This is a genomic window from Brevibacillus brevis, from assembly GCF_001039275.2.
GTDB lineage: Bacteria > Bacillota > Bacilli > Brevibacillales > Brevibacillaceae > Brevibacillus > Brevibacillus brevis_C.
On sequence record NZ_CP030117.1, the window covers coordinates 2,592,212 to 2,605,973 of the forward strand.

The 13,762-nt window shown below is 48.0% G+C and carries 13 protein-coding genes; 12 read left to right on the forward strand and 1 reads right to left on the reverse strand.

The window, feature by feature from the left end; translation table 11 throughout:
- Positions 1-54: 54 nt before the first annotated feature.
- The gene (locus tag AB432_RS13190) at positions 55-912 is read right to left on the reverse strand and encodes a YitT family protein (RefSeq protein WP_048032659.1); all 858 of its coding nucleotides are present in this window, start codon (positions 910-912) and stop codon (positions 55-57) included.
- Positions 913-1,128: 216 nt separating this feature from the next.
- Between AB432_RS13190 and AB432_RS13195 the strand changes: the two genes are divergently transcribed.
- The 12 genes from AB432_RS13195 (at position 1,129) to dinG (ending at position 13,735) form a co-directional block, all read left to right on the forward strand.
- The gene (locus AB432_RS13195) at positions 1,129-1,473 is read left to right on the forward strand and encodes a nucleotide pyrophosphohydrolase (RefSeq protein WP_048032660.1); all 345 of its coding nucleotides are present in this window, start codon (positions 1,129-1,131) and stop codon (positions 1,471-1,473) included.
- Positions 1,470-2,222, forward strand: coding sequence for a 4-hydroxy-tetrahydrodipicolinate reductase (gene dapB, locus AB432_RS13200; protein WP_048032661.1), 753 nt, complete (start codon positions 1,470-1,472; stop codon positions 2,220-2,222). Before AB432_RS13195 ends, dapB begins: the two co-directional genes overlap by 4 nt.
- Before the next feature lie 48 nt (positions 2,223-2,270).
- Positions 2,271-2,681: a methylglyoxal synthase gene (locus AB432_RS13205; RefSeq protein ID WP_048032662.1), complete on the forward strand. Its 411-nt coding sequence runs from the start codon at positions 2,271-2,273 to the stop codon at positions 2,679-2,681.
- A complete protein-coding gene (gene bshB1 / locus AB432_RS13210; RefSeq protein ID WP_048032663.1) occupies positions 2,678-3,373 on the forward strand; it encodes a bacillithiol biosynthesis deacetylase BshB1 in 696 nt (231 codons plus the stop codon). Before AB432_RS13205 ends, bshB1 begins: the two co-directional genes overlap by 4 nt.
- Before the next feature lie 16 nt (positions 3,374-3,389).
- A complete protein-coding gene (gene bshA / locus AB432_RS13215) occupies positions 3,390-4,532 on the forward strand; it encodes an N-acetyl-alpha-D-glucosaminyl L-malate synthase BshA (protein ID WP_048032664.1) in 1,143 nt (380 codons plus the stop codon).
- Between the two features lie 128 nt (positions 4,533-4,660).
- Positions 4,661-5,884, forward strand: a complete 1,224-nt coding sequence (locus tag AB432_RS13220; RefSeq protein WP_048032665.1) for a CCA tRNA nucleotidyltransferase — start codon at positions 4,661-4,663, stop codon at positions 5,882-5,884.
- Positions 5,874-6,857 (forward strand): biotin--[acetyl-CoA-carboxylase] ligase, encoded by a 984-nt coding sequence (locus tag AB432_RS13225; protein WP_048032666.1) that lies wholly within the window; start codon positions 5,874-5,876, stop codon positions 6,855-6,857. Before AB432_RS13220 ends, AB432_RS13225 begins: the two co-directional genes overlap by 11 nt.
- Before the next feature lie 260 nt (positions 6,858-7,117).
- Positions 7,118-7,975, forward strand: a complete 858-nt coding sequence (panB, locus tag AB432_RS13230; protein WP_048032667.1) for a 3-methyl-2-oxobutanoate hydroxymethyltransferase — start codon at positions 7,118-7,120, stop codon at positions 7,973-7,975.
- A gap of 2 nt (positions 7,976-7,977) precedes the next feature.
- On the forward strand, positions 7,978-8,844 hold the full coding sequence (gene panC / locus AB432_RS13235; RefSeq protein ID WP_048032668.1) for a pantoate--beta-alanine ligase: 867 nt from the start codon (positions 7,978-7,980) through the stop codon (positions 8,842-8,844).
- 20 nt (positions 8,845-8,864) lie between these two features.
- Positions 8,865-9,248, forward strand: a complete 384-nt coding sequence (panD, locus tag AB432_RS13240) for an aspartate 1-decarboxylase (RefSeq protein WP_007723146.1) — start codon at positions 8,865-8,867, stop codon at positions 9,246-9,248.
- 82 nt (positions 9,249-9,330) lie between these two features.
- Positions 9,331-10,740 (forward strand): tetratricopeptide repeat protein, encoded by a 1,410-nt coding sequence (locus AB432_RS13245; protein WP_048032669.1) that lies wholly within the window; start codon positions 9,331-9,333, stop codon positions 10,738-10,740.
- Between the two features lie 91 nt (positions 10,741-10,831).
- A complete protein-coding gene (gene dinG, locus AB432_RS13250; RefSeq protein WP_048032670.1) occupies positions 10,832-13,735 on the forward strand; it encodes an ATP-dependent DNA helicase DinG in 2,904 nt (967 codons plus the stop codon).
- The last annotated feature ends 27 nt before the right edge of the window (positions 13,736-13,762 follow it).

Here is a 13,762-nt window from a genome sequence, read left to right on the forward strand (position 1 = left end):
CAAAAACCCCTTGCCTGTATAAAAAGGCAAGGGGTTTTGTTGTGCAGCTTCGTGCTAATCGTGAAGCGGCTTCTTGTTTTCATCAAGGGTGAAGCCTTCTCCGAGAACTTCATGCACATCATTGACGATGACAAAAGCATGCGGATCAATTTCTTGCACAATGGTTTTAAAACGCATGACTTCGTTTCGGCTGACAACGACATAGATGACTTTCTTTTCATCGCCAGAGTAGGCACCTTTACCAGCTAAGAGTGTCACACCACGACCTACATCAAGAATTTGCTTGGCGATGCTATCTGCTTCGTTGGAGATGATCGTCAATGCTTTTCCTGCATAAGCGCCATCTTGGAAAAAGTCGATGACACGTGCTGCAATAAAGACGACGACGAGGGTATACATAGCGCTTTCCAGATTCAAATAGACGAGGGACGCCCCAATGACCAAGATGTCTCCAAAAAACAACGTCCTTCCCATACTGATACCCATGTATTTCTGAAGCAGTCTGGCAATGATGTCCACACCGCCGGTCGTCCCGCCGTATCGGAAAATAATCCCTAAACCGACACCAACCGCTACCCCGGCATACAGGGAAGCAAGCAAGCGATCTTTCATCGGCAGCGGAAGCACACCATCAAATAAGGATAAAAAGACGGAGAGAGAAACCGTTCCCAAAATCGTGTAGAAAAAAGAAGTTCGTCCAAGAATTTTCCAGCCCAAGAAAAATAACGGTATGTTCAGGACAAAGAAGACGATTCCCTGATCGACAACAGGAACTAACAGCTTGATCAAAATGCTGATACCAGTAATACCGCCCTCAGCTAGATGGTTGGGAATGTTGAACGCGTTAATACCAAATCCCATAATGGCAGAACCGATGATAATGGCAATGATACTGTCAAGACGAATTTTCATATATCCTCCTGTTCGCCGGATCAGGAAACAGGCTTCCCCCCGGACGTGATGTGCAGGTAATACTTGTGTTACCTGAGGGCTATCCGAAAGCCATTATAAATGAACGCTCGTTTGATTGTCCATATGCTGGAAAGACGAAGTATTGTGATTTGGCAAACGAAGCCTTTTTTAGTACGATAGGTGACAGAGAGAAGAATGTGAAAAAGGAGTGGGCGGATGGAACGGCAAAAGACAATGCAAGAGATGCAGCAAGAAGTTGATCAATACATATCGCAATTTAAAGAAGGATATTTTTCTCCGCTTTCGATGCTGGCTAGAATGACAGAAGAAGTAGGAGAATTAGCCAGAGAGATTAACCATTTTTATGGAGAAAAACCGAAGAAAAAGGATGAAGGCGAAAAAACAGTAGAGGAAGAGCTGGGAGACGTACTCTTCATCGTGATTTGTTTCGCAAACTCACTCGGAATTGATTTGCAGGAAGCGTTTGATCGTATTATGCACAAGTTTAATACTCGCGATAAAGATCGCTGGACGAGAATAGAGGAGAACGAGCAAGCATGACTAAACAAATTCGTGTAGCAGTTGCAGGCGCAAATGGTCGGATGGGGCAAGAAGTAGTGAAAATGCTGGCGCAGGATTCCGCACTCGTTTTTACAGGCAATCTGGATACGCGCGTGAGTGAAGAAGAAATCAATCAACAACTGGACGAAATGAAGCCGGATGTTCTGGTAGACTTTACGACACCGCATACGGTTTATCGTCATATGGAGCTGTGTTTAGCTCGTGGTGTAAGACCAGTCGTCGGAACAACGGGGCTGACAACAGAGCAACTACAAGAGATGACTGAGCGCTATAAAGAAGCGGGACTGGGTGCCATCATTGCGCCGAATTTTGCGATCGGCGCGATTCTATGTATGAAGTTTTCCGCAATGGCAGCAAAATATATGCCGCATGTGGAAATTATCGAGCTGCATCATGACCGCAAGCTGGATGCGCCAAGCGGAACCGCTTTGAAGACGGCGGAGATGATTGCAGCCGTTCGGGAAGAGCTCAAGCAAGGGCATCCTGAAGAGGTAGAAACGATTCCAGGCGCTCGCGGCGCAGATTACGAAGGCTTCCGAATTCACAGTGTCCGTCTGCCAGGCATGGTTGCTCATCAGGAGGTTTTGTTTGGTGCAACAGGCCAAACGCTGTCGATTCGCCATGATTCGATTAACCGGGAATCTTTCATGCCAGGTGTGAATATGGCCATTAAAGCCGTAATGAATATGAACGGATTGATTTACGGATTGGAGCATTTGATTGATTAAACGTTTGATTAACATACACGATACCCAGCCATAAAGGGAGAGGTTTTCTTGAAAATTGCATTGATTGCCCATGATCGAATGAAAGAACAGATTGTGCATCTAGCGATGGCCTATGAATCCATTTTGGCAAAGCATGACCTGTATGCCACAGGAACAACTGGGTCGCGAATCATGGAAGCTACGTCGCTGTCCCTAACCCGATTTCTGTCAGGGCCATTAGGAGGCGATCAACAAATCGGTGCGATGATCGCCCGCAATGAGATGGATTTGATTATCTTTTTGCGTGATCCGCTTACCTCTCAACCACATGAGCCTGATATTATCGCACTGCTTCGACTATGTGATGTGCACAAAATACCGTTTGCGACCAATCTCGGTTCGGCAGAAATCATGCTGAAGGCTTTGGAGCTGGGACAACTAGATTGGCGCGAAGTGGTGCATGAGGAGAATGAAGCATGAGTTCACTCGATATTTTGGCAATCGGCGCTCATCCTGACGATGTTGAGATCGGTGCGGCAGGCAGCCTGATCTTGGCAGCTAAACAGGGGAAGCGCGTGGGGATTCTCGACTTGACCTATGCCGAATTGTCTTCGAATGGAACGGTTGAAAGAAGGCAGCAAGAAGCGACTGGAGCTGACCAGGTGATGGGAGTGGCTGCTCGCTATAATTTTGGCCTACCTGATCGCGGCTTGGAAGCAGTCAGGGAAAGTGCGATTGAACGTGTCGTAAAGCTCATTCGCGAAACTCGTCCAGCCATTGTGCTTGCACCTTATTACGCGGATCGTCATCCAGATCACGAAAGTGTAAGTCGCATCGTTCGAGAGGCGGTGTTTAATGCGGGCATCCGCAAGTATTTGCCGGAGCCTTCTGTGCCTGCCTATCGACCATCGCAATTCCTTTACTATTTTATTAATTCCACTGTCACGCCTCAGGTTGTCGTGGATATCACTGCTGTTTATCCGCAAAAAATGGAGGCGCTGCGTTGCTACCGTAGTCAGTTTGAACTAGAAGAAGGCAGCGTTCAAACACCGCTTACCAACGGATATCTGGAGTCTGTCGAGTATCGAGAGCGACTGTTTGGTCAGCAGGCTGGTGTAGCTTACGCAGAAGGATTTGTCAGTGCAGCTCCGTATGTATTAAAGAGCTTGTGAGAAGGAGTGACACTGTATGAAGATCGGGATTACTTGCTATCCGTCATTGGGCGGATCGGGCGTAGTAGCTACGGAGCTTGGCAAGCTATTGGCTGAGCGAGGACATCAAGTCCATTTCATTACAGGTGGAATGCCATTTCGCTTGGGCGCGTTTCACCCGAACATTTTCTATCATGAAGTAGAAGTGAACAATTATGATGTTTTTAAATATCCACCCTATGATTTGACCTTGGCGAACCGAATGGCGCAAGTGGCGAAAAATGAAAACCTGGACTTATTACATGTGCATTATGCTGTGCCACATGCGTTGTGTGCGTTCCTCGCCAAGCAAATGGTAGGGGATCATTTGAAAATTGTGACCACCTTGCACGGGACGGATATTACTGTTCTGGGCTATGACTCGAACTTGAGTGATATGATCCGCTTCGGCATTGAGCGAAGCGATTTGGTCACAGCGGTGTCTAATGATTTGATCAGGCAGACGAAAGAGCTGCTGCATACAGAAAAAGAAATTGTCCCTGTGTACAACTTCGTAGACAAGCGGCGTTACTACCCGAAAGAGGTTGCGAAGCTGAAAAAGGTATTTGCACCGAATGGTGAAAAAATTCTTATGCACATTTCTAATTTTCGTCCGGTCAAACGTGTGCCGGATGTGATTGAAATATTTTCGCGCGTACGTGAAGAAGTGCCTTCCAGACTGATTCTCATTGGAGAAGGTCCCGAAATGGGGCTGGTCCGCAAGATGATCGCTGAGCTCGGTCTGAACGACGATGTTTGCTTCCTCGGCAAGCAGGAAGACGTCGCAGAGGTATTGTCGATGGCAGACATCATGCTGCTTCCATCAGAAAAGGAGAGCTTCGGTCTCGTCGCATTGGAAGCAATGGCTTGCGGTGTGCCTGTCGTCGCTACAGTGGCAGGAGGCTTGCCCGAAGTTGTCCTGGATGGTGTGAACGGTTTCTTGCGCCCAATTGGGGACGTGGAAGGTATGGCGAAAGAAGCAATTCGTCTCTTGCAAAACGAAGAGCTATACCGCGAATTCTCCGCGAATAGCATCGAGCGATCCTGCAAAACGTTTTGTCACGAAACGATTGCCTCTCAGTATGAAGCACTTTACGCCAACTTGCTGGCAAGCAAAACCGAAGGAAACCTAAGCTTTTGAACGTAAGATGGAGCTTTTGGCTAGCTGATGTACTTTGGATATAAAAATGAACAATCCATATAAAACTCTCATGAAAAACGCCTCCTTGTGTAGATCAGGCGGAGCAAACCAGAAAGGGGGGAATTGGATTGGCGATAGAATTGGCAAAGCGTGTTCTCGACAGATTGGAGGAACACGGCTTCGAAGCTTACTATGTGGGTGGTTGCGTCCGCGATTGGCTTTTACAACGACCTGTTCATGATATAGATATATGTACGAATGCCCATCCCGGCGACGTCATCCGATTGTTTCCCGATCATGTCCCGACTGGTCTGAAACACGGTACTGTGTCTGTAAAAGTCGAGGGGCAAATGTTCGAAGTAACCACGTTTCGGACGGAAGGAAAATATGAAGATTACCGTCGACCCGCTGAGGTTCAGTTCGTTTCAGAACTTCGGCTCGATCTGGAGCGACGAGATTTTACGATGAACGCAATGGCGATGGATCGTCATCAAGTATTGCATGACCCGTTCGGTGGTCGAGAGGATATGGAGCATCGGCTGGTTCGGGCTGTAGGCATTCCGCTAGAGAGATTTCAGGAGGATGCCCTTCGGCTTTTACGAGGTGTGCGCTTTGCTTCCCAGTTAGGTTTTGCGATAGAAGAACAGACCATGCTTGCGATGAAACAGACTGCGCCTTTGTTAGCTCATATTGCTGTGGAGCGCATCAGGGAAGAGCTGAATAAAACGCTCGACAGTAAAGCCCCAGAGGTAGGTTGTCAGTTGTTGAATGAAACGAGGCTCATGGCTTATGCCCCCGAGGTAGAAAAACTGTTCGTCCTCTCAAATGAGCATGTCTGGCGGCTGCATCATTTGCAAACCGTGACGCAAAAATGGTCGTTGCTATTGTTTGCGGCGAAATATTCACCTGTGCAATCGCGTAAAGTATGCCAATTCCTCAAAATGTCCAAACGCGAAACAGAAGCAATTTGTTGCATGGTTGAACTTCTGATGCGATTTCAGCCGCAATGGGATGCCCCTCAAGCGATCGAGTGGGGGCCACTGCTGCTTGAAGTCGGGTGGGACACGTGTAACGAGTTTTTCCTCTTGTTGCAAGCGTGTTGGTGGAAGGAGAGGCAGTCGTTTTCGATGCAAGCACTCCTCGATCAATACGAAAACATGCCTGTCAAAACCATCAAGGATTTGGCAATCACGGGGCTTGACCTGCAAGTAGCCACTCAGAAAAAGCCTGGCGAATGGATTGTCCGCGTCTTGGAATCGTTGCTTAGACAAACGGCTCTGCACGGTTTACCAAATACACCAGAAGCACTCGTCGAAGTTGCAAAGAAAGAGGTTGCACAAGATGAACATTAAGCAAGTCATTCTTCAAGCATTCCGTGATCAGCCAGGCAGTTTCATCTCTGGTGAAGAATTAAGCCAAACATGTGGTTGCTCCAGGACGGCGGTTTGGAAACATATTGAAGAGCTGCGCCGGGATGGTTATGAGGTGGAAGCGGTGCGCAAATCGGGGTATCGCCTGCTGGTTGCCCCTGATCGCTTGTCAGCAGCAGAAATCATGGCTGGACTGGAAACGAATCGGATCGGTCAAAATGTCATCGCTTACGATGAGGTGGTATCTACACAACCACTTGCACACGAGGCTGCGGCAAAAGGGGCAGTAGAAGGCACGATTGTGCTGGCAGAGCTGCAAACAGGCGGGAAAGGCAGACTCGGCCGTCCATGGCATTCTCCGAAAGGAACGGGGATCTGGATGAGCTTAATCATCCGTCCTTCGATTCCGTTACCGAAGACACCTCAGATGACGTTGCTAACGGCTGTTGCTGTAGCGAAAACGATCCGGGAAGAGACTGGGTTGCCTGTCAAAATCAAATGGCCGAACGATATTTTTATCGGTGACAAAAAAGTATGCGGGATTTTGACAGAACTTAATGCTGAATCTGATCGGGTCAATTATTTAGTAATCGGAATAGGACTCAATGCCAATAGTGTCGAGTCTGATTTCCCACCTGAACTGGCACAGATTGTGACTTCGCTTCGAATTGAATCTGGTGAGCCACTCAAGCGTGTTTCGCTTATCCAGCGCCTCTGCCGAATTTTTGAAGAAGAGTACGACCACTATTTGCAGGCCGGCTTCGAGCGTGTAAAACAAGAGTGGGAGAATCATTCATACACCATTGGTAAATGGGTGACCCTCCAAACGATTTCACAACAGCTTGAAGGTCGTGCTATTGGTTTGGATGAGGAAGGTGTACTCAAGGTAGAGGATCAGGAGGGACAGATCCACAAAGTTTATTCGGCTGATGTCAATTATCGTGCAAATGATTAAATCATTTGCTATACTCCAATTTGGAGGCTGTATCACCTCGTGAACGGTACTCCCGGAGTATTTTTGTATCTATCGTGTAATCTTAAATTAATACGTGTAAGGACAAAAATCTGCTCAGAGCCTGTGTGGACCGAGACAGAAGGAATCCGCTAACGCAAAATGTCTTTTTGACATGGACAACCTTCTCCCGATTGACGCGAGAAGGTTTTTTTATTCCTCACACGATCCACGGGCTTGATGCGAAAGAGGAGCAATGAAAAATGGCACAAAACGACAGACCAATTACGACTTCGAGTATCCGCAAGAAAAAAGAAATGGGAACTCCGATTACTATGGTGACCGCCTATGACTATCCGTCAGCCAAATTAGTGGATGAAGCTGGCGCTGATATGATTCTGGTCGGTGATTCATTGGGAATGGTCGTACTCGGTTATGATTCCACCATCCCTGTTACGATGGAGGACATGCTACACCATACAAAAGCAGTAACGAGAGGAGCCAAGCGTGCCTTTGTCGTGGCGGACCTGCCTTTTCTCAGCTATCACGGAACAGTTGAGGAAGCGGTGAAAAACGCGGGCAGACTAATGCAAGAAGGGCTGGCCAAGGCGGTCAAAATGGAAGGAGGCCGTGAACTGGCCCCAATCATTACGCGCTGTGTACAAGCAGGCATCCCTGTCGTTGGACATATTGGACTTACACCGCAATCGGTACATCAATTAGGCGGTTACAAAGTACAAGGAAGAGATCTGGAGGCAGCCAAAAAATTGTTGGAAGAAGCCCTTGCTATTCAAGAAGCGGGTGCATTCGCCATTGTGCTGGAATGTGTTCCGGAAGAGGTCGCAGGCATGATTGCAGACAAGCTGGACATTGCTGTGATCGGAATCGGAGCGGGTGCGACTTGTGATGGGCAAGTGCTGGTGTTCCATGATATGGTCGGCTACGCATCGGATATCACACCGAAATTCGTGAAGCGCTACGCAAATATCGGTGAAACAATCCGAGAAGCAGTGGAGACTTATAACAAAGAAGTTGAAGCAAGAAGCTTCCCGGGGCCAGAGCATGTCTTTCATGCCTCTGAAGAAACTATCAAGGAATTGTACGGGGAAGGAGTGAAGTAGTCATGATGCAAACAATGATGCAGCAAGTCTCCACAATCGCAGAGATGCGCGTTCATATAAAAGAAGCACATCGGCAAGGCAAAACGATCGGGATGGTACCGACCATGGGCTTTCTGCATGAAGGACATCTCAGCTTGGTGAAAGCTGCCCGTGAAGTGTGTGATTTGGTTGTGATGAGCATTTTCGTAAACCCGCTGCAATTTGGACCAAATGAAGACTTTGAACGTTATCCGCGCGATATTGAACGGGATAGCAAAATGGCGGAAGAAGCGGGTGTGGACCTCCTGTTTACTCCGGAAGTCAGCGAGATGTATCCGAAACCGATGTTGACCAACATTTCAGTGGCAAATGTGACGACTCCATTGTGTGGAGCTTCTCGTCCGGGTCATTTTGATGGCGTATCGACTGTCGTCAATAAATTGTTTCAAATTGTCCAGCCCGATTACGCCTTTTTTGGACAAAAGGATGCCCAGCAGGTAGCTGTTGTGACGCAAATGGTTCACGACTTGTCGATGCCCGTGCAAATCATTCCATGTCCGATTGTCCGCGAAGCGGATGGTCTTGCCCTGAGCTCTCGGAATGTATACTTGTCAGCGGATGAGCGAGCACAAGCACTCGTGCTATCACAGAGCCTGAAGCAAGCAGAAGCATGGCTAGGTGAGGGTATGGCCCTTTCTGCGATCAAGGATCGTATCATGCAAATGATTTCCGAAAAGCCTTTGGCTGATATTGATTATGTAGAAATTTTGAGCTACCCAGAACTTACACCAGTCGAGCAGAAAACGGCAGGTCAGACGATCCTCATTGCGCTAGCTGTTCGTTTTGGCAAAACACGTCTGATCGACAATACGATAACATCAATCAAGTAGAGATAAGGGAGGAATTTTTAGTGTTCCGCACCATGATGAAAGCAAAAATCCATCGCGCAACGGTAACTGAAGCAAACTTGAACTATGTTGGCAGTATTACCATCGACAAAAATTTGTTGGATGCACTGGATATTTTGCCAAATGAAAAAGTACAGATCGTTAATAACAACAACGGAGCTCGTCTGGAAACATACGTCATCGAAGGTGCTCCAGGCAGTGGTGTCATTTGCTTGAACGGAGCAGCTGCACGTCTCGTGCAAGAGGGCGATATCGTCATTATTATTGCCTATGCGATGATGACAGATGAAGAGGCAAGAACCTACAAGCCCCGTGTCGCCATCATGGATGAAAAAAATCAGATCAAAGAATTGATCGCAGAAGAAGTACACGCGACGATTCTGTAAGCGATTTGTCCGTTCCTGCATAGAGCCACCTGCCTTGTGAGACAATGAAAGTACTCATGCCTCATAGGGGGTGGCTTTTCTTGTGAAAATCGAGGACTGGTTTCATACGCTTCGTAACAAAGCGCAGACGATTGAAGAGAAGTGGCAGGGGGCTTCTGAACAAGAACGTCTTCAGCTCGCGGAACAATTGTTTCAATTGCGCCAAGTAAGTGATACAGTCGTAGACCTGTGGCTGCAATTCGAAGAAAAATTATCGAATGCAATTCGTAACATCAAGGAAATGGAAGGACAGCTTCCAGCGGAAGAAAAAAAGACGCATCAATCGAAGGTGAATTCAGAATCACCAAAAGCCGTTGAAACGAATCCATACGAGCCGATTTTTCGCCGTGGAGAAGGCTTTTATCATTTACGCATGTTCCAAGACGCGAAAAAGTGTTTTGCAGAATTAGTCCAAAAATCGCCAGACTGGGAAAGTGGACGCCTGTATTACGCCTACAGTCTCCTTTTGTGTGAGGAGAACGAATTAGCTTTTCGGGAATTCCGTCTTCTCGGCAGGACTGCAAGCTCACCTACCATTGTGGCTATCAGCTTTAATGCCATCGGGTGCATATTGGCAGAAGAGGAGCAATGGCTAGAGGCGACCCAAGCTTTTAAGACGTCTCTCGAGATCAAGCCAGAACAGGAAGAAGCCAAATATAACCTCGCGCTATGCTATTTAAGAGATGGCGACGCACAGGAAGCTTTGGACGAATTGGAGCCGTATCTAGAAAAAAACGAGCACGATTGGGAAGCGCAGATGCTATGGCTGCGTGCTGCCAAATTACTGCATACGATGGACCAGACGGTAGAATGGAGTCCACCGAAAGGCTTGCAACTGCCGACACGCGATTTGGACAGCGATACTCTTCAGGAAATGGCCTCCTTATACGAAACAGTGGGTAATTACCACCGGGCACAAATTTGCTATCATTTTTTGACGGAGCGTTCGCCAAAAGATGGGTGGACGTGGCATGGTTTGGCCTGGAATACGTGGCTCATTGCGGGTACGAAGCGCGCATTAACGCTCGTCAAAAAAGCGATCAGTCTTGCACCCGAAAATGACGACTTTCTTTTTAGTTATGGATGGATGCTGTTATTTGACGGAAGGGTAGAGGAAGCAATCAAAGCGTTTCGGATCATGCTGGAGAAAAACCGAGACAATCGCCTCGGACAATCCGGGATGATTTCCGCATACGAAAAGCTGGGGGATACACAAGAAGCAAAACGGTTGGCAAAGTATTTCCTGGAAGACGCTGAGCCATATGTACGTTCGTTAGGGTATTTTCATCTGGGAAGAATCGCAGTTGTGGAAGAAAATTGGCGCCTAGCTGAACAATATTTTCAACGGGCATTGCCATTCGCAGACCAGTTATGGGAAATCCCCATCTATCTACAATTGTGTGCAAGCAAGCTCGGTCAATCAGAAATGCAAACCGAGCTCGTACAGCCTTAAATGTACAGGAGAGCAGGAATATTTCCCATCGTTGCCGAATGTGAATGGGTGCGGATTGAATGTTTCCGCCCAGGTTACGAGGTGACAACGTTTGAATCGATTACTAGTTGTAGATTTTGAAACGACGGGAAGCCATCCACGCCAAGGTGACAGCATCATTCAGATTGGTGCCGTCGCAATCGATGACGGGCAGATTACCGAGAGTTTTTCCACCCTGATTCATCCGGGCCAGGATATTCCACCGTTTATTACCCAATTAACAGGGATTACCAATGAGATGGTTGCAGATGCTCCTTCCTTGGAAGAAGTGTTTCCAGATTTCTTGCGTTTATTGGACGGACGAGCTTTTGTTGCGCATAATGCAAGCTTTGATCTCCAATTTTTACAAGAAGCCCTGCTGAGCCAGGGCTATTATGCGTTTGACGGCTACGTGCTTGATACTGTGGAGCTATCCCGCGTTCTTTTGCCGATGCAAAATAGCTACAGACTCGGAGAACTGGCGTCTGAGCTGGAAATCGAGCACGATAATCCCCATCAAGCAGATAGCGATGCACTCGCAACGGCGCAGTTATTTCTTCACTTGCTCGATATTTTAAAGAGACTGCCGCTCGTGACGATCCAGCGCCTCCAGATGCTCGTCTCTTCGTTTCGCTCTGATATCGAGGTTCTCTTACGTACGATCGAAATGGAAAAGCTCATAGAGCTGCCAGAGCTGGCTGGAACACCAACCGAAACGGATTCCTCAGACATGTGGGATGTTTATCGCCAGTTGGCCCTTCGGAAGCGAGAAGAAAAATTAACAGCCTCGCTAAAACGTTCCCATGTCGATGTGACAGTGACCAAAGCGTTTGCTGACCAGCTCGAGGATGTTTTGGGCGAAAACGGGCACATGCAGGCGAAAATGTCGGGGTATCAACGTCGGGATGCTCAGGAAGCGATGATGCATGCCGTCTATGAGGCAATGGAGGATGGTGCCCATTTATTGGTAGAGGCTGGGACAGGTACGGGAAAATCATTAGCCTATCTCTTGCCGGGGATCATTTGGGCTCATCACAATCAGCAGCAGCTGGTAGTCAGTACCAACACCATTCAATTGCAGGAACAGCTATTCTACAAGGAAATCGCTACCTTGCAGGAGTCTCTGCCGTTTTCCTTTACAGCTTCGACGCTAAAAGGCAGAGGAAATTACTTATGCTTGCGTAAATTTGAACAAGCCGTGGACGAGCCAGTAGAAGGAAGCAGCCAAGAAATGCGCTTGGTCAAAGGACAGATGCTGACTTGGCTCACGCAAACCGTTACCGGTGATGTGGAAGAGCTGAGTATGCCTCCGAGTGGCCAACTGCTGTGGCAACAGGTAAAAAGTGATACGAGCTCTTGTTTGAATCGGGCTTGTCCCTGGTTTAGTCGCTGCTACTATTTTCAGGCGAAGGAACGGGCGCGCGATGTCGATGTACTCATTGTCAATCACGCCCTATTCATTAGCGACTTGCAAGCGGAGAATAGAATCCTCCCTCCGTATGAAGTGGCCATCGTCGATGAGGCTCATCATTTGGAGGATGCCGCGACACAGCATTTAGGCAAGCAGTTTTCAACTACGCAACTTCTTTTCTTGTTAGATCGCGCATCGGTTGAAGAGAGTGGGTCAATTGCCCGCTTCGCAGAAGAGCTGCAAAGCTGGATGCCTGCGGTACAAGAAGATGTAGCCACTAAGCTTCTGGAGCTCAGAAAACAGTCCGCTGCCTTACGTGAGAAAGCGCAGCAATGGACACAGCTCTTGTATGCATGGGCATCAGATCGTGCGGAGGAGACGGCGGATGCTGGACGTGAGACGGTACGTTATCGGATCGAATCCTTTGTAGGCAAACACGAAAAAATACGCAAAGTAACCAAAAAGCTTATTGATGGGATGACCGCATACGCAGCGGACATCGAGCAGCTATTGCGAACGACTCCGCAAGAGGAAAAGCCTCCTTTTGCCGTACGCAGTCTACTGACAGATTTATTCGGCCTCATCAAAGACTGGCAAAACGCCGTGGAGCTGCTTCACTTCTTTTTGCTTGAGCAGGATGCCGAGTATGTATATTGGATGGAAGTAGAGTCCCGTACAGCTCGCAAGCAGGTTCATTTGTCAGCAGCACTCTTGAAGGTTGCCGACTCTCTGGCAGAACCGCTTTTCGCGCAAAAGCGGAGTCTGATCTTGACATCAGCCACTCTGACGGTCAAAAACAGCTTCTCCTACATCAAAAGCCAGTTTGGTCTCGACCAATTGCCCGAGGAACGAGTGCGTACCTTGTCACTGCCATCGCCGTTTCACTATGAAGAGCAGGGATTACTGTTGATTCCATCTGATTTCCCTGCACCAGGCAAAGAGAGTGACCATACGTATTTGGAGGCGGTCATTCAAGGGTGCGTGGATGTCGTACTGGCTTCGAAAGGAAGGACGCTGATCCTGTTCACCTCCCACTCGATGCTTCGACTTGTTTACCAAGCAATGAAGGAACGCCTTGCGGAGGCCCCAGAACCGTATACGTTATTTGGTCACGGGATTGATAGCAACAATCGGAGCAAGCTGGTGCGTCTGTTCCGAAGCATGGAGAGAAGTGTCCTACTTGGGACGAGCAGCTTCTGGGAAGGTGTCGATATCCAGGGGGAATGGCTGAGCAGTTTAGTCATTGTTCGCCTCCCATTTGCTCCACCGAATCATCCAGTCTATCAAGGAAGGGCAGAGCTTTTAAAGGCAGAAGGAAAAAACGCTTTTATGTCCTTGTCTCTTCCACAAGCTGTTCTGCAATTTAAACAAGGGGTAGGTCGATTAATTCGCCACCACTTGGATCGCGGGGTCGTGATCGTTCTAGACACACGTGTGGTTGAGTCGAGATATGGACGCTCTTTCCTTCAATCTTTGCCGCCATTTCAGATCGAAAGCGGTCCATGGCCAACGTTGCGAGAGCGCATAGAGCCATTCCTTAGTATGCAATCCCTGTCAGATTCATAAAATGAAGCAATAGTCTCATAGGGATTA